The 22,085-nt window shown below is 69.7% G+C and carries 17 protein-coding genes and 2 pseudogenes; 11 read left to right on the top strand and 8 right to left on the bottom strand.

Going from position 1 to position 22,085, the window contains the following annotated elements; translation table 11 throughout:
• The first annotated feature begins 139 nt into the window (after positions 1 to 139).
• The 5 genes and pseudogenes from AWZ10_RS28705 to AWZ10_RS53980 form a co-directional block, all read left to right on the top strand.
• A complete protein-coding gene (locus AWZ10_RS28705) occupies positions 140 to 3,151 on the top strand; it encodes a non-ribosomal peptide synthetase (RefSeq protein ID WP_052769488.1) in 3,012 nt (1,003 codons plus the stop codon).
• Positions 3,152 to 3,165: 14 nt separating this feature from the next.
• Entirely contained in the window at positions 3,166 to 4,149 is a 984-nt protein-coding gene (locus tag AWZ10_RS28700) for an aldo/keto reductase (protein ID WP_060892395.1), read from the top strand.
• A gap of 47 nt (positions 4,150 to 4,196) precedes the next feature.
• Positions 4,197 to 4,901 carry a sulfotransferase-like domain-containing protein gene (locus AWZ10_RS28695; RefSeq protein ID WP_159014963.1) on the top strand — a complete coding sequence of 235 codons (705 nt, stop codon included), beginning with the start codon at positions 4,197 to 4,199 and terminating at the stop codon, positions 4,899 to 4,901.
• Between the two features lie 32 nt (positions 4,902 to 4,933).
• Complete coding sequence (locus AWZ10_RS28690) at positions 4,934 to 5,752, top strand: family 3 encapsulin nanocompartment shell protein (RefSeq protein WP_046703147.1); 819 nt, start codon at positions 4,934 to 4,936, stop codon at positions 5,750 to 5,752.
• A gap of 97 nt (positions 5,753 to 5,849) precedes the next feature.
• Positions 5,850 to 6,014: pseudogene (locus AWZ10_RS53980) on the top strand (IS6 family transposase); the annotation flags it as partial.
• Between the two features lie 50 nt (positions 6,015 to 6,064).
• On the opposite strand, the gene AWZ10_RS56265 reads toward AWZ10_RS53980, so the two are convergent.
• The 5 genes from AWZ10_RS56265 to AWZ10_RS28670 all read right to left on the bottom strand — a co-directional run bounded on the left by AWZ10_RS56265 (position 6,065) and on the right by AWZ10_RS28670 (position 12,855).
• Positions 6,065 to 6,250: a glycoside hydrolase family 78 protein gene (locus AWZ10_RS56265; protein ID WP_456340595.1), complete on the bottom strand. Its 186-nt coding sequence runs from the start codon at positions 6,248 to 6,250 to the stop codon at positions 6,065 to 6,067.
• A 268-nt stretch (positions 6,251 to 6,518) separates the two neighbouring features.
• On the bottom strand, positions 6,519 to 9,701 hold the full coding sequence (locus tag AWZ10_RS28685; RefSeq protein WP_060892394.1) for a family 78 glycoside hydrolase catalytic domain: 3,183 nt from the start codon (positions 9,699 to 9,701) through the stop codon (positions 6,519 to 6,521).
• An 84-nt stretch (positions 9,702 to 9,785) separates the two neighbouring features.
• The gene (locus tag AWZ10_RS28680) at positions 9,786 to 11,057 is read right to left on the bottom strand and encodes an ABC transporter substrate-binding protein (RefSeq protein WP_060892396.1); all 1,272 of its coding nucleotides are present in this window, start codon (positions 11,055 to 11,057) and stop codon (positions 9,786 to 9,788) included.
• 29 nt (positions 11,058 to 11,086) lie between these two features.
• A complete protein-coding gene (locus tag AWZ10_RS28675; RefSeq protein ID WP_046703145.1) occupies positions 11,087 to 11,908 on the bottom strand; it encodes a carbohydrate ABC transporter permease in 822 nt (273 codons plus the stop codon).
• Positions 11,905 to 12,855, bottom strand: a complete 951-nt coding sequence (locus AWZ10_RS28670; protein WP_046703144.1) for a carbohydrate ABC transporter permease — start codon at positions 12,853 to 12,855, stop codon at positions 11,905 to 11,907. Before AWZ10_RS28670 ends, AWZ10_RS28675 begins: the two co-directional genes overlap by 4 nt.
• Before the next feature lie 320 nt (positions 12,856 to 13,175).
• Between AWZ10_RS28670 and AWZ10_RS28665 the strand changes: the two genes are divergently transcribed.
• From AWZ10_RS28665 to AWZ10_RS28655, 3 genes are all read left to right on the top strand, one after another.
• Positions 13,176 to 14,219, top strand: coding sequence for a LacI family DNA-binding transcriptional regulator (locus AWZ10_RS28665; protein ID WP_046703143.1), 1,044 nt, complete (start codon positions 13,176 to 13,178; stop codon positions 14,217 to 14,219).
• A 171-nt stretch (positions 14,220 to 14,390) separates the two neighbouring features.
• Positions 14,391 to 15,527 carry an ABC transporter substrate-binding protein gene (locus AWZ10_RS28660; RefSeq protein WP_046703142.1) on the top strand — a complete coding sequence of 379 codons (1,137 nt, stop codon included), beginning with the start codon at positions 14,391 to 14,393 and terminating at the stop codon, positions 15,525 to 15,527.
• A 795-nt stretch (positions 15,528 to 16,322) separates the two neighbouring features.
• Positions 16,323 to 17,972 carry a carboxylesterase/lipase family protein gene (locus tag AWZ10_RS28655; protein WP_060892393.1) on the top strand — a complete coding sequence of 550 codons (1,650 nt, stop codon included), beginning with the start codon at positions 16,323 to 16,325 and terminating at the stop codon, positions 17,970 to 17,972.
• 480 nt (positions 17,973 to 18,452) lie between these two features.
• Here AWZ10_RS28655 and AWZ10_RS28650 read toward each other — a convergent pair whose 3' ends face one another.
• The 3 genes and pseudogenes from AWZ10_RS28650 to AWZ10_RS28645 form a co-directional block, all read right to left on the bottom strand.
• Complete coding sequence (locus tag AWZ10_RS28650; protein WP_425264511.1) at positions 18,453 to 19,136, bottom strand: IS630 family transposase; 684 nt, start codon at positions 19,134 to 19,136, stop codon at positions 18,453 to 18,455.
• Between the two features lie 20 nt (positions 19,137 to 19,156).
• Positions 19,157 to 19,450 (bottom strand): annotated as a pseudogene (locus tag AWZ10_RS55810) (helix-turn-helix domain-containing protein); the annotation flags it as partial.
• A 118-nt stretch (positions 19,451 to 19,568) separates the two neighbouring features.
• Positions 19,569 to 20,000 (bottom strand): helix-turn-helix domain-containing protein, encoded by a 432-nt coding sequence (locus AWZ10_RS28645; RefSeq protein ID WP_046703159.1) that lies wholly within the window; start codon positions 19,998 to 20,000, stop codon positions 19,569 to 19,571.
• A 78-nt stretch (positions 20,001 to 20,078) separates the two neighbouring features.
• Between AWZ10_RS28645 and AWZ10_RS28640 the strand changes: the two genes are divergently transcribed.
• The 3 genes from AWZ10_RS28640 to AWZ10_RS28630 all read left to right on the top strand — a co-directional run.
• Entirely contained in the window at positions 20,079 to 20,939 is an 861-nt protein-coding gene (locus tag AWZ10_RS28640) for a class I SAM-dependent methyltransferase (protein ID WP_060892392.1), read from the top strand.
• A gap of 51 nt (positions 20,940 to 20,990) precedes the next feature.
• Positions 20,991 to 21,701, top strand: coding sequence for a ThuA domain-containing protein (locus AWZ10_RS28635; RefSeq protein ID WP_046703161.1), 711 nt, complete (start codon positions 20,991 to 20,993; stop codon positions 21,699 to 21,701).
• Positions 21,671 to 22,085, top strand: a 415-nt coding sequence (locus AWZ10_RS28630; RefSeq protein ID WP_159058373.1) for a Gfo/Idh/MocA family protein, incomplete at its 3' end; no start/stop codon positions are given. The genes AWZ10_RS28635 and AWZ10_RS28630, both read left to right, overlap by 31 nt.

Below are 22,085 nucleotides of genomic sequence, written 5' to 3'. Positions count from 1 at the left end.
GCTCATCGCGGGGCACGAGCCACCACCCGGGCTCACCACCGCCGTCGCGGGCGTCACCCCCGCCCGCACCGGCCGGTCGTGACAGCCACCTCTCTGGCGCCCCCATCCCACATCAGCATCAGCAGAGAGCTCGGAGGATATGTCGGAAGCGAACTGGCAGGTCGCCGGCGCGGAGGTCGACCACGGACCGTACCGTCCGGTGGCGGCCCTCATCGAGGAACAGGCCGACCGCACCCCGGGCCGTACTGCCCTCGTCCACCGGGGCGAGACCGAGACGGCCCTGACCTACGCGGAATTCGACGCGCTCGCCAACGGGCTCGCCGCAGAGCTGACGTCGGCCGGTGTGCGCGACGGCGACTTCGTCCCGCTGATGATCGGCAACAGTGTGGAACTCCCGCTGTGCATGGTCGCCCTGATGAAGCTGGGCGCGGTGTTCGTCCCCTGTGATCCGGCCTGGCCGGAGGAGCGGCTGCGCACCGTCCTGAAGGTCCTCGATCCCCCGCTGTCACTGACCACCGGGCCCGTCGTCCGCACGGACCGGCCGTCCCGTGTCGTCTCCCACCGGACCATCACCCCGCGCACCGAACGCCCTGGGCCACGGCCCGCCGCCGGGCGTCCGGTGTACGGCGTCTTCACCTCCGGCACCACCGGCGTCCCGAAGTGCGCCGTCAACCTGCACGGCGGACTGACCAACCGGTTCCGCTTCATGTCCCGCTACTTCGGAGCCACCGGCGACGAAGTGGTACTGCAGAACAGCCGCCACACCTTCGACTCCGCGATCTGGCAGCTGCTGTGGCCCTTGACGACGGGCGGCCGCACGATCATCCCCGAACAGGGCGAGTTCCTCGATCTGGAACGGACGGTGGACACCATCGCCCGGTACGGGGTGACCGTCACCGACTTCGTGCCGGCGATCCTCGGCATGCTGGTGGCCCTGCTGGAGGCCGAACCGGCGCACGTCGCCGAGGTCGCCTCGCTGCGCCATCTGGTCGTCGGCGGCGAGGAGATCATCCCGCACGCCGTGCACCGGCTCAGGGAGCTGGTGCCGGGGCTCGGCATCACCAACGGGTACGGGCCGTCCGAGGCGAGCATCGGCATGGTCTTCCACCGCGTCGACGGCACCGAGGGCGACCACATCCCGCTCGGGCGGCCCATCGACAACTGTTACGCCGTCATCGACGCGCCGAACGCCGACGGCATCGGGGAGATCCTCATCGGGGGCGCCTGTCTGGGCACCGGATACCTCGGCGAACCGGACCGCACCGCCGAGGCGTTCGTCCCCAACCCCTCCCCCGGCGTCCCCGGCGAGCGGCTGTACCGCACCGGCGACCTCGGATGGTTCGACGACTCGGGGCTCCTGCGCTTCGCCGGGCGCCGGGACCGGCAGGCGCAGGTCGACGGCGTACGGATCGAACTCCGCGAGATCGAGACGACCGCCGAGGCCTGTCCCGGCGTCATCCAGGCCAAGGCGCTGACCCTGCGGCGGTCCGGCCGCACCCGGCTGGTCGTGGCCGCGTCCTCCGAAGAGGGCACGACCCCGGCGACGCTCCGCGGGCACCTGGCGTCCGTCCTGCCGCGTATCCAGGTGCCGCAGCACTGTTTCGTCGTGCAGGCGCTGCCGCTCACCGACAACGGCAAGGTCGACCTGCGGGCGCTGCGCACGATCGTGGAGGAGAAGCTGGAGTCCGGCGCGGGTACCGGACCCGGCTCCGGCAGCGCGGCCGGGCCCACCCGCGCCGAGCGCGTCGCCGGGGTCATGGGCGCCGTGCTCGGCCTGCCCGGCTTCGGCGTCCGGGACGACTTCCTCGACCACGGCGGGGACTCCCTCACCGCGCTGACCGCAGCCCTGCGCATCCGGGAGACGCTCGGCCTGCGCGTCGGCATCTCCGACCTCTACGCGCACCGGACACCGGTGGCGCTCGCCGCCGCCGTGCCGGCGGACCGGGCCGCGGACACTTCCGCCGCCGACGACGCCGCGCTGATGGAGCGCGACGCCGAACTGCCGGAGGAACTGGCCGCGTCGGCCCGCAGGGCCGCGCGCACCCGCCCGGCCGTGCCGCCGCGCACCGTCCTGGTCACCGGGGCCACCGGCTTCGTGGGAGCCAGGGCCGTGCACCGGCTGCTGACGTCCACCGGGGCGCGGGTGGTGTGCGTCGTGCGGGCCCGCGACGACGCGCACGCCGGACACCGGCTCGTCGAAGCCCTGCGCGCGCAGGGCCTGTGGGACGAGACACTGGCCGGACGGCTCGACGCGCGGCGCGGCGACCTCGCCCGGGCCCGGTTCGGCTGGACACGGGAGGCCTGGGAGTCGTACGCCGACCGGTGCGACGCCGTCCTGCACATCGGGGCCCTCGTCAACTTCCTGCTCGACTACCGGGCCCACCGCCCGGCCAATGTCGCCGGCACGGTCGAGGTGCTGCGGTTCGCGCTGTCGGGGCGGGCCAAGGCGCTGCATCACGTCTCGACCCTCGGTGTGCTCGACCGGCAGGCGGCCCGCACGCGGGGCCGCCTCGGCGAGGGCTTCGATCCCACGGAGGCGGCCCCGCCGACGAGCGGCTACAGCCGCTCGAAGTGGGTCGCGGAGCGACTGGTGCTCGCGGCCCGGCGGCTCGGCGCCCCGGTGACCCTCTACCGGCTCGGCGAGATCATGCCGGCCGCCGACAACGGCGTACCGAATCCGAAGGCGCTGACGCATCTGCTGCTGTCGGCGTTCATCCGGCTGGGTCTGCGGCCCGATGTGCCGATGCGGTCGGACTACACGCCCGTGGACGAGACGGCCGCGCGGCTGGTGGCCGGGCTCGCGGAGCCCGCCGAGGGTGCCGTCCATCATGTGTTCCGGGACGGCGGTGTGGACTTCGCCGCGATCGGTCTCGCGCAGGGCGAACGGACCGTGCCGCCCGAGGAGTTCATGGCGGCGCTGCGGGCCGCCGCCGACGAGGACGAGGGTTCCGCCGCTGCCGTGCTGGCCGCCGTGCTGACCATGCTGCCCACGTCCGGGCCGGACGGCACACCGGACTTCCGGCGGCTGCTGACCGACAACCCCGACCTGTTCACCCGCGAGTCCTGTACGGCGCTGGATGTCCGGCACGGCGTGCGGGAACCGCCGCTGGAGGCGGCCCTCGCCGCCTACCGCACCACCCTCACCCACTGAAACGAGAGGACGACATGCGCCATCGCACCATGGGCCGGCTCGGCTGGCAGGTCAGCGAGATCGGCTACGGCATGTGGGGTATCGGCGGCGGCCCCGGAGGGTTCACCGGCTGGGACTACGACACGGCGCCCGACTGTCTGGACCTGGCGGTGGAGGAGGGCTGCACCTTCTTCGACACCGCCTGGGTCTACGGCCGGGGCGTGAGCGAACAGCTGCTCGGCGCCCTGCTGCGCCGGCATCCGGACCGGCGCCTCCGCGTCGCCACCAAGGTCCCGCCGCTCAACCGTGAGTGGCCGCCCGGCCCGCGGGACACCCTCGACGACGTCTTCCCGCCCGGCCACATCCGGGAATACGTCCACCGCAGCCTGGAGAACCTCGGCACGGACCGTATCGACCTGCTGCAGTTCCACGTCTGGGAGGACCGCTGGAGCGACGACGAGCGGTGGCAGCGAGTCATCGCCGACCTCAAGGCGGAGGGTGTCATCGAGGGCTTCGGGCTCAGCGTCAACCGCTGGGAGCCGGCCAACTGCCTGCGCGCGATCGACACCGGGCTCGTCGACGTCGTCCAGGTGATCTACAACATCTTCGACCAGGCCCCGGAGGACGAACTGTTCGACCGGGCGCTGCGCGACGACATCGGCATCATCGCCCGCGTCCCCTTCGACGAGGGCGGCCTCACCGGTCGGCTCACCCGGGACACGGCATTCCCCGAGGAGGACTGGCGCGCCGTCTACTTCGGCCCGGAGAACCTCGGCCCGACCGTCGAACGCGCCGACCTCCTCAAGAAGATCCTCCCCGAGGGCGTCACCCTGCCCGAGCTCGCGCTCCGCTTCATCCTGCACCACCCCGCCGTCAGCACGGTCATCCCGGGCATGCGCACCCCCGAGCACGCACGCGCCAATCTGGCCGTCTCCGGAGCCCCGCCGCTCGACCCGGCGCTGCTGGCGGAACTGCGTGAGCACCGCTGGGACCGGCAGCCGACCGCATGGTCGATGTGACCGGGAGGCCGGCCCCGCGACCGGTGCCACGCCCGACCGTCATCGCGATGTGGGCGCACCCGCGAGCGGTCTCCACCGCCTTCCTGCGCATGATGATCGAGCGCGGTGACCTCACGGTCGTGCACGAACCGCTGGTGCTGCTCACCGACCACGGCGAAGTGTCCGTCCCGGACCCGGACGGCGGGGAGGCGACGCTGCGCGACCCCGGTGAACTGCTGGCCCACCTCGCGCGGCTCGGCGCCCGGCGGCCCGTGTTCTTCAAGGACACCCTCGAATACCACTACCGGTACCTCTTCGACCATCCGGAGCGGATCGCCGGGTTCGAGCACACCTTCATCGTCCGCCATCCGGCCCGCACCATCGCCTCGCACCACGCGGTCAAACCCGAACTGGCGTGCCACGAGGTCGGTTACGAGCACCAGTACGCCCTCTACGAGCTCACCTGGAAGATCACCGGCCGGCGCCCGGTGGTCGTCACCGCGGAGCGACTGCTCGCCGACCCGGCGGCGGTCATCTCGGCGTACTGCGAGCGGGTCGGGCTGCCGTACCTGCCCGGGGCGCTGAACTGGCAGCCCGGAGAGCGCTCCGAGTGGCGGCAGAACCGGCGCTGGCACCTCGACGCCATCGCCAGCGCGGGGTTCCGCGCTCCGGAGAGGGAGTACGCCGTCACCGTCGACAACGACGCGCGGCTGCGCGCCTTCTACGAGCACCATCTCCCGTACTACGAGCGCCTGGTCGAGCACGCGCTCTGATGCCCAACCCGATCCCAAGGACGTATGCCCTGATGACGACCACCGCCTCGACGACCACCGCTTCCCCGGGCGAGCAGTTCGCCCGGGCCTTCGCCGAGGACCCGGACAAGGCCGAGGTCCGGTTCGACTACACCATCACCGACTCCTTCCAGCCCGGTAAGGACCGGCCGCGGCTGACCGCCCGCAATCTCTTCAAGAAGCAGCGCGTCACGACGGAGACCGTCCGGTCGTGGTTCGAGACCCGTCCCGCGGCGCCGGTGGCGTCGGGCGGACTGCGGGAGAGCGCGTACCGCTTCGAGGCGGCCACCTACGGAGTGCGGCCGATCACCGCCTGGGTGCAGATCCCCGAGGCGCTCGCCGGACAGCCCGACGCGCTGGCCCAGTTCATCGACCACCGGCTCATGGTCCGCCTCGGCACCGCGGAGAACCGCGCCCTGACCCTGGACATCGTGGACCACCCGGATGTGGCCACGCTGCCGTACACCGGCTCCTACGCCGCCGGAGTGCTCGCCGCCTTCAACGAGATAGAGCAGCAGGGCGGCACCGGCCACGCCCTGATGATCAACCCGCAGGACTACTACGGAGAGTTGGTGGGCGCCGGCAGCCTGCTCGCCGACCTCGCCCGCGAGCGGGTGATGGTCTGCCGCCACCGCCATGTGGCGCCCGGATCCGCGCTGGTCGGTGACTTCGCGATGGCCGCACGGCTGCTGGAGGCCGACCGCTCGGTGATCAAGGTCGCGGATGCCCCGCCCGGGGTCTTCGAGCGGCCGGGCACGGCGGTCTGCGCCGAGGTCCACGAGAGCGTCGCCGTGCGACAGCCGACCCACTTCTTCCACGCGGTACGCGCCTGAACCGCTTCCCCCCAGGTGCTGACTCCGCCCGGCGCGTTCTCGGGCCGTTCCGCCGGGCGGAGGGCGGGAGTGGTGTCGGGCTCCCGGGCCGACGGCCCGGCCGCCAGGAGGCGCTGTCCAGCGGTTCCTGTCCGCGTTCAGCGGCATCCCACTCCACCTCCGGCCCCGCCGCCACCTGATGACCGCTCCCGGTTACCGAGCCGGGATGACCATCCGCTTCGCGATCTGGGACCAGGTAACCGGCCGACCCGCAGCGGCCTGAGCAACAGGCCCGGAGGCCCGCTGAACCATGCCTCGACACACCGTCAGGCCCTACCCTCCCAACAACGTGACAACGCCACCCAGAGACCTGCCCGCGTAGCGGACAGCCACGGAATCGGATGACGGCACACGACCGCTGTTCCAGACGTCCGCCCGGCCGACGGTCAGCCTCTCCGGGGAGCGTGCGACGAGAATCCGGTACGTCCCCTGGCCACGTCCACGAGTCGCCGACCGCATGCGCCATCCGAAACAGGGCCGGGTGGCGTCCACGCCCAGGGGATCAGTCCGGTGTTCCAGGTCAGCCCCCAGCCCACGCCGTCCTCCGCACGACGGGATGCCTCCGCTGCCTGGCTCATTCCGCCTCCTACAACACCCGTTCCTACCGACACGGCACCGGCCGTTGCCGCGAGCACGGTCCGAGGGCCCACTGCCGTTCCGTGTCCGCGGGGTGCGGGTTCCTCGCTGACATCGCGGTCGGCGTCGTCCGCGCTGTGCGCCTCACGGCTCATACCTCGGTCCTCTCGGTGTTCCGGGAATCGGTCAGCGGATCGCGGATGGTGAACGTGTGCCGGCCCGAGCCGACGACGTAGGTGGCGCGGTCGCCCATGGGCATGCGGACCTCCGCCGTGGTGTTCGGCGGGAGTGCCACGTGGAGGCGGAACCTGCCGTTCTTACGGACCCACTGCACGGACACCACGCCGTACGGCGTGCGGTAGCTGCCCTCGGCATGGGTGAGGTCACCGACCGGGCGGGGGTCGATCACCAGCTCGCGGTAGCCGGCTCTGCCGCGTGCCTGGCGGATGCCCACCAGGCCGCTGTGGAACCACTCCTCGATCTGCAGCAGGATCATGTGGTTCTTGGAGTTGCCCATGTCCCACTGTTCGGGAACGGTCGTCAGGCCGCCGGGGTTGGCGAGGGTGGGCGCCATGAAGTAGCCGTAGCCCGGACGGGTGTCCTCCTGGAGGACGTCCCACAGGACGTCGTCGCGACCGCCGTCGTGCAGGGCCCTGACGATCGGGGCGAGACCGATGGTGCCGCCGCTGAAGTGTGGACCTCCACCGAACGGCCGGTGGGCGTGGACCAGTTCGACCAGCGCGTCGAGAACCTTCCCTCGTTCGCCCTCAGGTACCAGGCCCTCGTCCAGAGCGAGCGCCTGCGCGGCCTGTGTCGCCCCGGCACCGCCCTGGTCGCCCTCGGCGGTGTAGCGGCCGAGGGCCTGGTTGTAGAAGGCGTCGTTGAACGCGTCCTTGATGCCTGCCGCGAGGCTGCGGTACTCGGCCGCGTCGGCCTCACGCCCGAGCAGTGCCGCCATCCTCGCCATGCGATCGGCGATCTGGTGGTAGCCCCAGGTTCCGGTGATGCGGCCCGAGGTGTTCTCACTGGCGATCCAGTCGGCCAGGGCCGCGTCCACGATGCGGGCGTTCGTGCCGGTGCCTGCCTTCCTGGTCCTGATGTAGTCCAGGAAGGCCTGCATCTGCGGGTAGTAGCGAGCCATCGTCCGGGTGTCGCCGTACGTCTCGTACAGCAGCCAGGGCACCAGGATGATGCCGTTGCCCCAGTTGATCTCGTCGCCGAACCGGCCGGTGTAACCCCAGTCGTACACCGGGGCCTTGAGCGCCACGTTGCCGATGTCGGCACCGGCCCTGGACTGGCCCTCCGCCAGATGGCGCTGCATGGTGCGCAGGTAGGCCGCGTATCCGAAGGTGCGGTGGATGGATCCGAAGGGCTGCACGTAGTCGGCGGGGTAGGCGAGCTTTTCGCGGCCTGGGCAGTCCGTGAAGGTGGACATGGTGTTGCTCATGATCGAGTAGCGGGCCATGCGGTGAATGCGGTTGATCCGGTCGTCGGAGGTCCGCACGGAGCCCGCCTCCGGGACGTCCGCGTGGATCTGCAGGGCGGTCACCGTGTCCCGGGTCGGGACGTAGCCCTCGGGCAGGCCGGTCATCTGCAGCCACTGCATGCCGAAGTAGTGGAACTGCGGGTGCCAGCGCTCGCCCCGCTCACCGCCGTGCGTCGTGTAGGCAGCGAACACGTCGGTGCCGCGTGCCGCGCCGCCGCCCATGATCGATGCCTGGTTGACGCTGCCGTCGGCGTTCAGTGACTCGGCGGGGTACAGCTTGACGGTGGTGCCGGCCGGGAGCGGGGCGTCGAGCGTGAGCAGCGGCCAGCCGGCGATGTTCTGCCCGAAGTCGAAGACCCACACGCCGGGCTGCGGCTGCTTGACGCTCACCGGACGCAGTCTGTCGACGACCTTGAGCGGCTCCGCCACGCGCCACACCAGCTCGGTGGTCAGATTGGGCGGCGGGGCGATTCCGGCGTCGGTCCAGCCCATGGCCGTGCCGTCGCGCCGTTTCACCGACGCGCCGAGGTCCGCGCCGGGGGCGGTCCAGGCGGGCTGCTCGCGCCGGGCGTCGTAGTCGGAGCCGGAGTACCAGTTGGCCGTGGTGGTCGGGCCGAGAGCCGCCTTCCACGAGCGGTCGCTGACCATGGTCTCGACCGTGCCGTCGTCCTTCGTGAGTTCCAGGCGGGCGATCAGGCGTGGTGTGACGGCGGCGCCGGCACTGGCATCGGTGCTCGCGAGCGGGTTGCCGGAGCCGGTGACGACGGCGCCGTTCTCGTGTCCCGAGGCGAGCCCGGGCTCGAAGGTGATGCCGGTGCCGTCGGCCCCCGCGGTACCGATCGCGGTGATCGTGTGTGACTCCAGGCGCTCGCCACCGTCACCCGTGTCGATGTTGACGGTGCCACCGACGTGGTAATTGGCCACGTTGTTGACCTTGATGGTGGTGGCGCCCCGGGCAGCGGGCGCGACGAGGCCACCGCTGCCTTTGAACTGACTCTGCCACCAGCTGTACGGCGCCGTGCGGCCGGTCGTGGGAATCGCGACGGACCGCGTCACCAGCGCCGTGCCGTGGCCCAGTTCGACGCCCAGAGTGTTGTCGCCGTGGCGGACGAGACCGGTGACGTCGAACACCCGGTACTCGGTGGAGAGCTGGTAGTTCGAGTTGCCCGGCGCGAGTACCTCGTCGGTGACGGGTCTGTCGTTGAGTCGGGCGACGTGCAGTCCGACACCGGACAGGTACAGCCTCGCCCTGACGATCTTCCCTCGGCGCCTGTCCACGCGGAAAGCGCGGGCGAACACGGGCAGTGGCTGGTCGACGGTGCGGCCCGGGTACTCGATCCACCGGGCCTTGCCCCAGTCGGAGCGCTTGAGGAGCCCCATCTCCCATGAGGCCGGCCGGCTCCACGGTGTCGCCTCGCCCTCGGTGCTCCACGCCCGCACCTGCCAGACGACCCGGTCGCGCGAGGCCGGGGCAGGACCGTGCCAGGCGACGTCGGTCTGGGCCGAAGAGCGGACCTTGCCGCTGTCCCACAGAAGACGGCCCCTGTCGAGATCCGGCTCGGTGCGCGCCGCGCGGATCCGGTAGACGGCCTGCGTCCATCCCTCGGCGGTTCCCTCCACCCGCCAGCTCAGTCGCGGGGCGGGGTCGTCGACGCCGAGCGGGTTGTCCTCGCGGCCATCGACCGCGAGAGCAGTGACCATCGCCCCATGTCTGCTGCCGTTCCCGTCGGCGTAGGCCTCCGGTGTGAGAGGACCGAGGACGGTGGGCAGCGCCAGCCCTGCCGCGGAGACGGTCACAGTGCCGACGACCTGTCTACGACTGAACGCTCCGCCCGCTGTGCCGGACATGCCGAACCTCCGTTGATTCGAAAGGAGTTGCTTCGAGAAGACCTGGAGAACCTGGACGTGCGCCCTCGTGCCCGATGGCCCCGCTCAGCTCCCGGCCTTGTAGTCGGCGTCCATCTCGTCGAGGAGTTTCTTAGGCGTGGACTGACCACTGAAGATCTCCTGGAGGCCGCTGAGCATGGCCTGCTGGACCTTCGCGTTGGGCCAGAGCTGGTCCATGAACGGCACGGTGCGGCCGGCGCCGATGAACTCGGAGAGTTCGGCGAGCGAGGGGTCCGCCTTGAATCCCGTGTCGGGGAGGGAGGGCAGGCCGCCCTGCTTCTCGACGAAGAGGTTCATGCCCTCGGGGGACATCACGAAGTTCACGAACTTCAGGGCGAGTTCCTCGTTCTTGGCCTTGGCGTTGACGCCGTAGCCGGCGCCCGCTGCCGCCGGAATGATCGTCTCGGACGGAGAGTCGTTGGCGGGCAACGCCTTGAGGATGAAGGTGGCCTTCGGGTTCTTCGCCTCAAGCAGGGCGATCACCCAGTTGCCCTGCACGATGCCCAAGGTCTTGCCGGTGGACGCGAGTTGCTGGCTGGCTTCGTAGTTGGTGCCCAGGGGGTTCTTCTGGAAGCAGCCGGTCTTCTCCATCGTCAGGTACTTGTCCAGGGCGGTGGTCCACAGTGACTTCGCGAAGGTTGCCTGGCCGGCCTGCATCTTCTGGTCGAAGTCGCGGTCCTGTCCGTAGACGGTCGTGGCAACGAGCGCGTAGAGGACGAGCTGGGTGACCCAGTTGTCCTGGTTGCCCAGGGCGAAGGCCGGGGTGCCCTTGGCCTTCGCGGCCTTGCAGAAGGCCAGCAGGTCGGTCCATGTCTCCGGCGGAGTGAGTCCGGCCTTCGTCATGGCCTGCTCGTTGTAGACGGCGCCTATGCCGTTCTGACCGAAGATCGCGTTGTAGGTCTTCCCCTCGTACTGGGCGACGCTCTTGATCGCGTCCGGCATCTTGGCGGCCCAGGGCTGGTCCGAGAGGTCGCGCAGATAGCCGGGCTTGGCCAGGACATAGGTGGCGCCCGGGTTTCCGTTGCCGGGCCAGACCGACATCACGTCGGGCGCGGTGCCCGAGGACAGTTGGGTGCGGATCTGTTGCTGGTACTGGTCGGCGCCGCTGGTGGTGTAGCGGACCTTGACACCGGGGTTGGCCTTCTCGAACGCCTTGACGACGTCCCCGATCGAGCCCTGGTCCACCGAGGCGAGCGTCAGCGTCTTCGAGCCGCCCGAACCGCCTTCGGAGCCCGCCTTGGTGCCGCCGCTGCACGCGGCCAGCACGGCCACGGACGTCAACGTCGCGATCAGGACCGGGAGTTTGCGTGTCTTCATGATGTCCCCCTCGGGGAAGCGCCACGTGATCATCCGCGCAGCCCTCCCGCGAAGCCGTTGATGATGCTGCGCTGCAGCAGGAAGTAGACGAGCAGGACGGGCAGGATGCTGATCACCAAAGCAGCGAAGATGAGGTTCCAGTCGGTGACGTACTGGCCGACGAAGCCGGCGATGGCGACCGGCATGGTCTGCTGGGCACTGCCGCTGAGGTACAGCAGCGGAGTGAAGAAGTCGTTCCACACGGCGACCGCGTTGAGCACGAGAGCGGTCACGGTCACGGGTTTGAGCATGGGCAGGACCACATACCGGAAGCCCTGCAGCGGAGTGCAGCCGTCGATCAGTGCCGCGTCCTCGAAGTCGCGGGGCAGAGCGCGCAGGAAGCCGACGTAGAGGAAGACGGTGAACGGGACTTGGAGACCGGAGTAGAAGAGGACCAGCGCCCAAGGGGTGCCGAGCAGGCCCATGTCTCGCATGGTCTGGTACAGCGGCAGCGAGGCGAGCTGGAAGGGGAGGACCAGGCCGAGGAGGAAGGTCAGATACGTGCCCCGCGACCAGCGAGCTGTGACGCGGGCCAGCGGGTACGCCGCGAGCGAAGACACGGCCAGCACGATGACGACACTGCAGGCGGTCACCAGCACGCTGTTGCCCAAGGCCCCGCCCAGCGAGCCCTGTTGCCAGGCCTGAGTGAAGTTGTCGAAGGTGGGAGAGGTCGTCGGGCTGATCGGCGACGAGGTGTCCGAGGCAGGTCGCAGGGCCAGGTTGACCAGGACGTACACCGGGAAGCCCACGACCAGGGCGACCGCGATCATCGTCAGTTCCAGCGCGAGGGTGCGCGGGCGGTAGCGGCTCACGATGCGGCCCTCTCGTTGCGGGACAGCACGGCGTACTGCCCGGTCGAGACGACCGCCACGATGATCGTGAGCACGACCGCGAGTGCGATGCTGTAGCCGAACTCCCCCAGCGTGAAGGCGTCCTTGTAGATGAGGGTCGAGATGGTGTCGGTGGCGTGTCCCGGCCCGCCGCCGGTCAACGCGTAGACCTGGTCGAAGAGTTTGATACCGCCGATGATCGACAGCATCAGGTTGATGGTGAGGGCCGGAGCGAGCAGCGGCCGGGTGACCGACCAGAAGCGCCGGACCGGGCCCGCCCCGTCGATGGCCGCCGCTTCGTGGACCTCCCTCGGCACCGACTGCAGCCCGGCCAGGAAGATCACCATGGAGTAGCCAGCGAACTGCCAGACGATCACCCCGACCACCGCCCACAACGCAAGCCCCGGACTCCCCAGCCAGTCCTGCCGCCAGTCGCCCAACCCCACCGCCCCGAACAGGCTGTTGACCGCACCGTCCGGACCGAGCAGATTGCGCCAGAGGTACGCGGTCACGATCGGCGTGATCACGGCCGGGGCGAACAGGAACACCCTCAGCACATTCCGGGACTTGATGGCCGTGTCGACGCCGAGCGCCAGCAGCAGACCGAGGGCGTTCTGAACGACTGTGATGGACACGGCGATCAGCAGGGTGTGCCAGATCGCCTGCTTCGCGTCCGCGTCGTGGAACATCTCCGAGAAGTTGTCCAGGCCGACGAAGGAGAAGTCGGGATCCAGGCCGTCCCAGTCGGTGAAGGCGTAGTGGACACCGCGGACACTCGGCACCAGGACGACGAACGCGAACAGCAGCAGCGCGGGGAGCGCGAACCACCAGGGCGGCGTGGTTCGCGCCCGCCGGACCCGGGCCGCCACCGGTTGTGGATCCGGGGGCCGGTCGTGGTCCGGGAGCTGCTCGTGCGGGGCGAGGGTCACCGACGGACCTCCTGTCTTGAAACGATTCAAACAGATCGCCGGGCGAGGAATCGGGCCGATACGGCACGGGAGCACGCGACGACTTCCGCGCATGGGGGTGGTGCGGTCCGACGCCGGGCCCGGTCGACTCGGAGTCCCCCATGGGCAACGTTCCCCAAAGAGTGTGCCAGACCCTAGAGAGCGGCCCGTGTGACGTCAAGATGCCGCACCCGCTGCCCGATTGTTACGACGGTCCGGAACTGCGACTGCTTCAGCGCCTGCTGGACTGCGTTGTCCGTCCGTACACTCGGCGACAACGTTTCCCGATGGGAGGGAGCAGGATGGAGCCGTCGGCACGGCCTCGTCGCGTCACCATCGTCGATGTCGCGAAGCACGCCGGGGTGTCGACCACCGCCGCGTCGAAAGTGCTGCGCAATGCTTATGGGGCGAGCCCGGAGATGCGCGCGAAGGTGCGCCGGGCGATCGACGAGCTGGGCTATCGGCCGCACGCGGGCGCCAGGGGCTTGCGCGGGCAGACCTACACCATCGGCGTCATGCTGCCCGACATCCGCAACCCTTTCTTCCCCGAGATCCTCGACGGCGTCACCGCCTCACTGGCGGACACCGAATACCAGGTGTTCCTGGGACCGGGCTGCAACGGGGAGAAGGAGGAGGCCCGCGTCACCGAGGCGATGATCGACCGCGGCATGGACGGCATCATCCTGGTCGCGCCCGTGTCGCCGCCCGCGCATCTGAAGCACATCGCGGCCTCGGCACCGACCGTCGTTGTCGGCCGACACGCCAAGTCCCCGCTGTACGACACCGTGGTCGACGACGACGCCGAGGGCGCGGCCCTGGTCGTGGGCCACCTCGCCGGCCTCGGACATCGTCGGATCGCCCACATCGAGCATCGCGAGACCGACCCGACGCGCCTTGCGGAGATGCCCAACGCCCGGCGCGCCGACGGTTATCGACTGGCCATGCGGGCGCACGGGCTGGAGGAGTGCATCAGCGTGATCTCCACCAGCTACACCCAGGAAGGCGGCTACCTGGGCGCGAAGGAGCTGCTGGCCCGCACCGCCACCGTCCGGCCCACGGCCGTATTCGCCGGAGCGGACATCGTCGCCATGGGGGTGCTCGACGCGGTCACCGAAGCCGGACTGTCCGTGCCCGGCGACCTCTCGGTGGCCGGATACGACAACACCACGTTCGCCGCGTTCGCTCCCATCTCGCTGACCAGCGTCGACCAGTCGGGCCGCGAGATGGGCAGAAACGCCGTACGCCTCCTACTGGAACGGATCGCCGACCGCAGCCGGAGTTCGACCCAGGTCACCCTCTCCCCCACCCTCGTGCCGCGACGGTCCACGGCGCGACCGACGGTGTAAGGCTTCGACACCGAGCTGCGCAGTGGGCGTTCAATCGTTCGGTTGAATGTTGGATTCCACTGCTGGGAAACGTTGCCCATCTGTGGATGCGGAGCCAGGATGGAGGGTGCCCGACGGTCATGGCCGAGCCATGCACCGGGTTTCACCCCCCATCAGGAAGGTCTCCCCAACGTGTCCAGCTTCAGCAGACGACATGTCCTGGCCACCGGCGCAGGCGCCGCCCTCGGCGTCGGTGCGTTCGGCGCCGCCGCCAGTCCGGCCGCAGCCTCCCCCGCGGGTTCCCGCAGCACGGGCGGACGGGAGGAGACGCGGACGCTCGACGAGCTCTACCGGGCCGCGCTCGCGGAAGGCGGCAAACTCGTCGTCTACGCCGGCGGCGACACCCCCACCCAGCAGGACGGCACCAAGGCGGCCTTCAAGGCCCGTTTCCCGGACATCGACCTGACGCTGATCGTCGACTACAGCAAGTACCAGGACGTCCGCGTCGACAACCAGTTCGCCACCGGCACCCTCGTCCCGGACGTCGTCCAACTCCAGACCCTCCAGGACTTCACCCGCTGGAAGGGGCAGGGCCGCCTGCTGCACTACAAGCCCGCCGGATTCTCGAAGGTCTACGACAGGTTCAAGGACCCGCAGGGCGCCTGGGTGGCCACCACCGCGCTCGCCTTCAGCTTCATGTACAACACGGCGGCGGTCGGTTCGCAGACACCGCTCACCCCGCGTGACCTGGTCGACCCGAAGTGGAAGGGCAAGATCGCCTCCGCCTACCCGCACGACGACGACGCGGTGCTGTACCTCTTCACGCTGTACGTGCAGAAGTACGGCTGGGACTGGGTGGCGAAGTTCGCCGCCCAGGACGTGCGGTTCGCGCGCGGCAGCAACACCCCGGCCGAGGCCGTCTTCGGCGGGCAGAAGGTCATCGGTGTCGGCACCGCGGGGTCCGCGGTCAGCACTTCTCCCGTGACGTTCGCCATCGGCGCCGGACATCCGTTCATGGCCTGGGGCCAGCGCGTGGCCATCCTCAAGCAGGCGAAGAACTCCACGGCCGCCAAGCTGTTCCTCAACTGGCAGCTGTCGAAGGAGATGCAGAATGCTTCCTTCAACGGCTGGTCCGTCCGCACCGACATCACTCCCCCGGCGGGTCTGAAGCCGATGTGGGAGTACCCCGACGCCCATGTGGACGGCTTCCCCCGCTTCATGGAGGACCGCGCCGCGGTCGAGCGCTGGAAGCAGACCTTCGCCCTGTACTTCGGCGAGGTCAAGGGCGACCCGACGCCCGGCGTGCTCGGACTGCACCCGGGGGCGTAGCGGGAGTACGAGGCGGCGCCGGGTGTGGGCGACGGTGATCAGCCCGGCCCGCAACGCCGGCGGTGTCGGCGTGGCTGGGCTTCCGGCGAGGCCGGCCGGGTGTCCGCCTCATCAGCCGGAGGTGTGCTCCAGGCCGAAGCGACGGAGGAACGCACGGTGTCCAGCGGCACGGCCCGGGAGGTGCGGCCCGTTTCCGGGGCGCGGCGAAGGAGCACGGCCGACCCGGCACGGACTGCCCCTTGCCGTCGGTGTTTTGTCCGTAAGTCCGGCAGAACAGCCGGTCCCGCCCGGCCGGGACATCGGGGCGGGGCCGGCTGCTCACGTCCGCGGTCGGCGCACGGTGCACCCGCGCCGACTCCGCCCAGTCCCGGTCCAGTGCCGCGTACAGGGCCCGCACCCACACTGGTGCCGACCGTCAGCGAAGGCTCGACCAGCGTCTTCGCCTGCCCCTCCGTACCCAGTACCACGTCCGTGAGCTCGAAGAGCGCATCCCCGCAGGCGTGAAGGCACTCGTAGAACCCGATCCCAAAGCGGGACAATGCTGCGAACGCCTCGCCTGCGGCCCCAGGGACGGGGAGACTCATACGCAGCAGTCGTTCTCCTGGGTTTCGTTACCCATGCCGCCTCGAAGTTGATGAATGGCTGCCTCCGTCGTCGCGGGAAGAGCCGCAGATCAGCAAGTCGAGTGAAAGGTGAGGTCAAGCGTCGAAGCCTGCCATGAATTGAAACGTTTCATGGCACTTCAGGGAAGCGTCCGGAGCGCAGTCGGTTGCGCTCTCCGAAGGAGGAGGTCTGATGGTGGGCTCGGAAATGAACCGCAGGGCGATGATCGGCAGTTCGCTGTCCGTGGTTGCCGCAGTGAGCATGCCCTTCCCGGCGCATGCTCGGCCCGCGGGGAGCACGGTCGTGGCGGCAACCCGTTACGGCAAGGTGCGCGGAAAACGCGAGGACGGCATCGCCAAATTTCTCGGCGTGCCCTACGCCACGCCGCCGCTCGGCGAACTCCGGTTCAAAGCCCCGAAGCCGCCCACGCGGTGGTCCGGCGTACGCGACACGGTGAGCTTCCCCAACCCGGCCTTCCAGGTGCCGGGCAACGAGATGGGTCCAGGCGGCAACGGCCGGATGCCGGCTCCCTCCGAGGACTGCCTCTACCTCAACATCTGGACACCTGCCGCCGACTGCCGGCGCCGGCCTGTGATGTTCTCCAACCACGGCGGCGGCTACATGATCGGTTCCGGCTCCGGCACCGGGCAGGACGGCTCCCGCCTGGCGCGGCTCTATGACGTGGTGGTGGTCGAGTCCAACCATCGGCTGGGCCTGCTGGGCTATCTGTTCCTGGGCGATCTCGCCGACGGCGACTACGCGGCCAACCAGGGGATGCTGGACGTTCTCGCCGCGCTGCGCTGGACCAGGGAGAACATCGAGAACTTCGGCGGCGACCCCGACAACATCATGGTCTGGGGCGAGAGCGGCGGCGGCGCCAAGACCGCAGCTGTCTACACCATGCCGGCTGCCGCGCCGCTGTTCCACAAGGCCTCGATCGAAAGCGCCGCGCCACTGCGCTTCCCCACCCGCGACGGTGCCACCGCCCGGGCCCGACGCACGCTGGAGTTGCTGGGACTGACCACGACGGACCTTCCCCGGCTCCATGACATTCCGGCCGCGAGGCTGCTCGAGATCCAGCAGTCCGAAGCCGCGAACGGTGCCCCGCCGTGGGGCGACCCCGGCACACTCCCAGGCTTCGGCGCCTTCGTCGACGGCACCGTCATCCCTCGGCACCCCTTCGCCGACGGCGCCGCGCCCTTCTCGGCAGGCAAGCCTCTGATGTGCGGCACCTGCCGTGACGAGACGGTGTTCTTCAGCCTTTTCGGGCCTCGCGACATCTTCAGCATCGACGAGGCCGGACTGCGCGCCAGGCTGAGCAGCACGTATCAGGGCGCAGAACTCGACCGGATCATCCGGACCTTCCAGGCGTCGCGGCCCGGAGCGACGCCGGCACAGCTCTACTTCGCGATCACCACCTCGCCCATCTGGCGCGACTCGATCAAGATCGCGGAGGCCAAACGGGCACAGCATGCCGCGCCCGTGTTCATGTACCAGCTCGCCTACCCGAGCCCGACCCTGGTGCCCGGCACCGTTTTCCCCATCGGCTCACCGCACGCGTCGGACATCAACCTCAAGTTCGCCAACACCGACAAGAACCTCGACTACATCCTCAACGCGGATCAATCACCGGAACGGCTGGCAACCGCACGGCACATGAGCGAACTGTGGGCGGGCTTCGCCCACACGGGCCGACCCACGGCGGCGGGCGTGCCGAGATGGCCCGCCTACATCCTGACCGACCGGGCCACGATGTGGCTCGACGCCAGGTGCCGGATCGTCACCGATCCGGACAGGACCGAAAGACTGTTCTGGGAGAACCGCGACCGAGTCGTAGCTTGATGTCTATCGCCTGTGGTCGAACGCGGCCTCGAACCTGCTGATGCCTTCTGCCGAGTGCCGGACAGGAGAGCGGCCTTCGCCTGATTCTGTGCTCCGCCGCAGGGGCACTTCACCAGTACGAAGACCGTTGCGATATGTCTGCTGCAGCAGGGCGTCCCGCAGGGTGCGTGCGCCGAACTGTCATGCCTCCGGACGGAGTTCTATGCCTGTCCGACCGGGCGGAGCGATGGCCTGTTCGAGCTGGGTGACGCCCTGTTGCGTGCGGACGGTCCGGTGAAGACGCCGGTCGAGTTGTCTCTGGCGCCTGACCACCGGCGCGAGCACGGCACGTTGTACGACGGAGGGGCGGCTGATCCTGGCGGTCGATGTCGGCAACTGGCTGCGGCCGGATGCGCATACGAAACCCGGAGCGGTTGTCCCTCCATACATACGGTCGGGGCGAGGGCTCGTCCCAGATGATCCCAGGGCGGTCCCGTTCTTTTATGACCGCCCTATTGATCCGAAACTCAATCGGTTCCATTCGAGGGTGTAGCGGACGTGTGGGCCGCCGAAGTAGCCGCGGACGATGTGTGGCTGCCGTTGGCGGCGGTGGAAGAACCGGCGGGTCTCGGCGGCGAGTTGGGCCTGGTCGCGGGCCCGGCTGTGCGTGGGCAGGCTCCGTTTGAGGTCGGCGTTGACCAGTTCGTCGGGGTTCAGCTCCGGCGAGTACGACGGCAGGAAGTGCAGCTCGATGCGGTCCGGGTGATCGGCGAGCCATGCGCGGACCTTGCGGGAGCGGTGCGCGGAGTGGCGGTCTGGGACGAGGTGCACCTTGCGGTCGAAGTGGCCCGCGAGCCGGTCCAGGAAGCGGCACATGACGTCGGCGTCGTAGGTCTCGGTGAAGACCATGAAGTGCATGCGGCCCCTGGTGCTGATCGCGGACATCGCGTTGACCGAGAACCGGTTGCCCGAGCGGCGCACGACCGGGGTGCACCCTTTGGCGCCCCAGGTGCGGCCGGTGACCTGGTCGGAACGGATGCCGACCTGGTCGGCGAAGAGCACCTCCCCGCCCTCGGCCTTCGCCCTGGCCCGGATCGTCGGCCAGGTCTCCTCCCGCCAGACGCGGACCGCTTCCGGGTTCTGCTCGACGCCCGCTTGTCCGGGCGCTGGAACGACAGCCCCCACCGGCGCAGATACGTGCCCACCCCCTGCTCGGTCAGCCGCACCCGGTACAGCTTCGCGATCAGATCCCCGACCCCGGCCCGCGTCCACAGCTGCCCCGCCAGCCCCAGGTCACAGGGGCGGTGATCCAGAACCGCCTGCCGGACCGCCTGCTCCTCGACCGCATCGAGAACCTGATGCTCGCCGCCCCGGCGTCCATGCGGCTGGGCCACGAGCGCTTCGCGCCCGCCTGCCAGCCGCTTCGCCCACCAGTTGTCCACCGCCTTGAGCGAGACCTGGAAGACCGCCGCGACATCCTCGCGAGTCCGGCCCGCCACCAGTGCGGCCACCGCCCGCAGCCGACGGGCCTCCTGCGCCGACGGCGACAACTGCCGTGCATCCCCCACGAGTTCACTCACGCAGGGACCAACGACCCAGAACACCTACCGTCTCGGATCAATATCTGCCGGGAGCCCGCCTGCCCGGAACCGCGACACCGCCGGACGCCGCGGCGTCGAGGAGGCGGCGGAAGGTGGGGCACTCCATGTGGCTCGGCGCGGAGCACGCGGCGGCATGGCGCAGGGAGTCGCGCAGTACGCCCAGTTCACGGATCCTGTGGTCCAGTTCCTCCGCCTTGGCCGCCAGCATCTGCCGGTCGATACGCGGCTTCCCGTCCGGCGCGAACATGAGCGCGATCTCGTCGAGTGAGAACCCGGCCTTCCGCCCCAGCGCGATCAGCGCCAGCCGCTCCAGTACGCCCGGGTCGTACTGGCGGCGCAGGCCCCGCCGACCCGTCGAGGAGATGAGACCTTTCTCCTCGTAATAGCGCAGGGTCGATGCCGGGACCCCGGCGCGGTGCGACACATCGGCGATGTCCACTTCTGCCATTCTGCTTGACCTCAAGTCGACTTGAAGTAGAACGCTGTCATCCCGGCACGACGAAGGCAACCAGAAGGAGAGAAAGTCATGGACTCTGCGCGCAGTGCCGACGACGAGCAGGCAGCCCGCTGGAAAGGGCCCGCCGGTCAGGCGTGGGGCGAGCTGAAGGGAGTACTGGACGAGATGTTCAGGCCCATCGAGGAGCTTCTCGTCGATGCCGTCGCCGCCGAACAGGCTCGGCATGTGCTCGATGTCGGCTGCGGTACGGGGGGCCTCACGCTGTCCGTGGCGCGACGGCTGGGTCCGGGGGGTCGCTGTGTCGGCGTCGACATCTCCGAACCGATGATCAGCACGGCCCGGGAGGACGCCGAACAGGAGGACGTACCGGCGTCGTTCGTCTGCGCCGACGCACAGGACCACGCCTTTGAACCCGGCGCCTTCGACGCCGTCATCTCGCGGTTCGGTGTCATGTTCTTCCTCGATCCCGTCCGGGCCTTCGCCAACCTCCGGCGCGCTGTCAGGGACGAGGGCGCGCTGCGGTGCGTTGTCTGGCGTGATCCGGCCGAGAACCCGTTCATGACGACGGCCCAGCGCGCCGCGTCATTGCTGCTCCCGGACCTGCCCGTCCGTCGGCCGGACGAGCCGGGGCAGTTCGCCTTCGCGGACGCGGACAAGGTCCGGCGCATCCTGGCGGAGAGCGGCTGGGCCGGGATCGAGATCCGGCCGGTCGACGTGGTCTGCACCCTGCCCGAGAAGGAGCTGGTTCGTTACTTCACCCGGCTCGGTCCGGTGGGCATGTACCTGCCCGAGGTGGACGAGCAGACCCGCGGACGGGTCGTCGAGACGGTTCGTGCCGCCTTCGGGCCCTTCGTGCACGGCACGGAAGTCCGCTTCACCGCGGCCTGTTGGACGGTCGGCGCCCGAGCCTCGTCAGCGAAATTTTCCTGAGGCCCGGCCCTCTTGCGTGAGCGCGGGCGCCCGGCGCATGGTGAGATCACGATGACGCTGAAGAAAGCCCTGGTGGTCCGCGGCGGTTGGGAGGGGCACCAGCCGGTCGAGGCGACGGAACTGTTCCTGCCCTTCCTACGGAGCAACGGATACGCCGTCCGGGTTGAGGAGTCGACCGACGTCTACGCCGACACCGCCGAGATGGCAGGCACCGACCTGATCGTGCAGTGCGTCACGATGTCGGAGATCACGGGCGAGCAGCTCGCGGGGCTGACCTCCGCGGTCGTGGCCGGCACCGGGTTCACCGGCTGGCACGGCGGGATCGCCGACTCGTTCCGCGCCTCCTCTGACTATCTCCATCTGGTGGGTGGGCAGTTCGCCACGCACCCGGGCAGGGAACCGTGCGAGCGCCGGGGCGGGCCGGAGGACAACTTCCTGCCGCATACCATCGCCGTTACCGAAGCCGGCCGCGAGCACCCCGTCACCGCGGGCATCGAGGACTTCGAGCTGCACACCGAGCAGTACTGGGTGCTCCACGACGACCTCATCGACGTCCTGGCCACCACCACGCATCCCACCCGGCCGTGGGAGCCCTGGCACCGGCCGGTGACCTCACCGGCGGTCTGGACCCGTCGGTGGGGGGCCGGGCGGATCGTGGTGACGACGCCGGGGCACAGCCTCGACGTGCTGGAGAACCCCAACGTCCGCACCATCATCGAGAGGGGCATGCTGTGGGCGACGCGCACCGCGTCGGCGTCGTAGGGCTCGGAGTCATCTCCCGCGCGTACCTAGACACGCTGGCCGGTCATCCCGCCGTGCGTGTGACCGCGGTCGCCGACCTTGACGCCTCCCGGTCGGCAGCGGTCGCCGCCGGACTGCCCGGCGTCCGGGCGCTGACCGTCGAGGAGCTGCTGAGCAGCCCGAACGTGGACACGGTGCTGAACCTCACCACCCCCGGGGCGCACGCCGGAATCGCCCTCGGGGCCATCGGTCACGGCAAGAACGTCTACGGGGAGAAGCCGCTCGCCGCCACGCTCGCCGACGCCCACACCGTCATGGCGGCCGCCGCGCGGGCGGGAGTCGGAGTGGGGTGCGCGCCGGACACCGTGCTGGGCACCGGAGTGCAGACGGCGCGGGCGGCCCTGG

Source organism: Streptomyces europaeiscabiei, from assembly GCF_001550375.1.
Lineage (GTDB): Bacteria > Actinomycetota > Actinomycetes > Streptomycetales > Streptomycetaceae > Streptomyces > Streptomyces europaeiscabiei.
The sequence above is the reverse complement of the archived record's forward strand: the minus strand, read 5'-3'. Positions and strand labels throughout refer to the sequence as shown.

Excerpts from the sequence above, each read along its gene's own strand:
- AWZ10_RS28665 (WP_046703143.1), top strand. The coding sequence starts at position 13,176 with ATGGAGCCGTCGGCACGGCCTCGTCGCGTCACCATCGTCGATGTCGCG.
- AWZ10_RS28635 (WP_046703161.1), top strand. The coding sequence starts at position 20,991 with ATGACGCTGAAGAAAGCCCTGGTGGTCCGCGGCGGTTGGGAGGGGCAC.
- AWZ10_RS28655 (WP_060892393.1), top strand. The coding sequence starts at position 16,323 with ATGGTGGGCTCGGAAATGAACCGCAGGGCGATGATCGGCAGTTCGCTG.
- AWZ10_RS28680 (WP_060892396.1), bottom strand. The coding sequence starts at position 11,057 with ATGAAGACACGCAAACTCCCGGTCCTGATCGCGACGTTGACGTCCGTG.
- AWZ10_RS28690 (WP_046703147.1), top strand. The coding sequence starts at position 4,934 with ATGACGACCACCGCCTCGACGACCACCGCTTCCCCGGGCGAGCAGTTC.
- AWZ10_RS28685 (WP_060892394.1), bottom strand. The coding sequence starts at position 9,701 with ATGTCCGGCACAGCGGGCGGAGCGTTCAGTCGTAGACAGGTCGTCGGC.
- AWZ10_RS28645 (WP_046703159.1), bottom strand. The coding sequence starts at position 20,000 with ATGGCAGAAGTGGACATCGCCGATGTGTCGCACCGCGCCGGGGTCCCG.
- AWZ10_RS56265 (WP_456340595.1), bottom strand. The coding sequence starts at position 6,250 with ATGCGGTCGGCGACTCGTGGACGTGGCCAGGGGACGTACCGGATTCTC.
- AWZ10_RS28640 (WP_060892392.1), top strand. The coding sequence starts at position 20,079 with ATGGACTCTGCGCGCAGTGCCGACGACGAGCAGGCAGCCCGCTGGAAA.
- AWZ10_RS28700 (WP_060892395.1), top strand. The coding sequence starts at position 3,166 with ATGCGCCATCGCACCATGGGCCGGCTCGGCTGGCAGGTCAGCGAGATC.
- AWZ10_RS28705 (WP_052769488.1), top strand. The coding sequence starts at position 140 with ATGTCGGAAGCGAACTGGCAGGTCGCCGGCGCGGAGGTCGACCACGGA.
- AWZ10_RS28695 (WP_159014963.1), top strand. The coding sequence starts at position 4,197 with ATGTGGGCGCACCCGCGAGCGGTCTCCACCGCCTTCCTGCGCATGATG.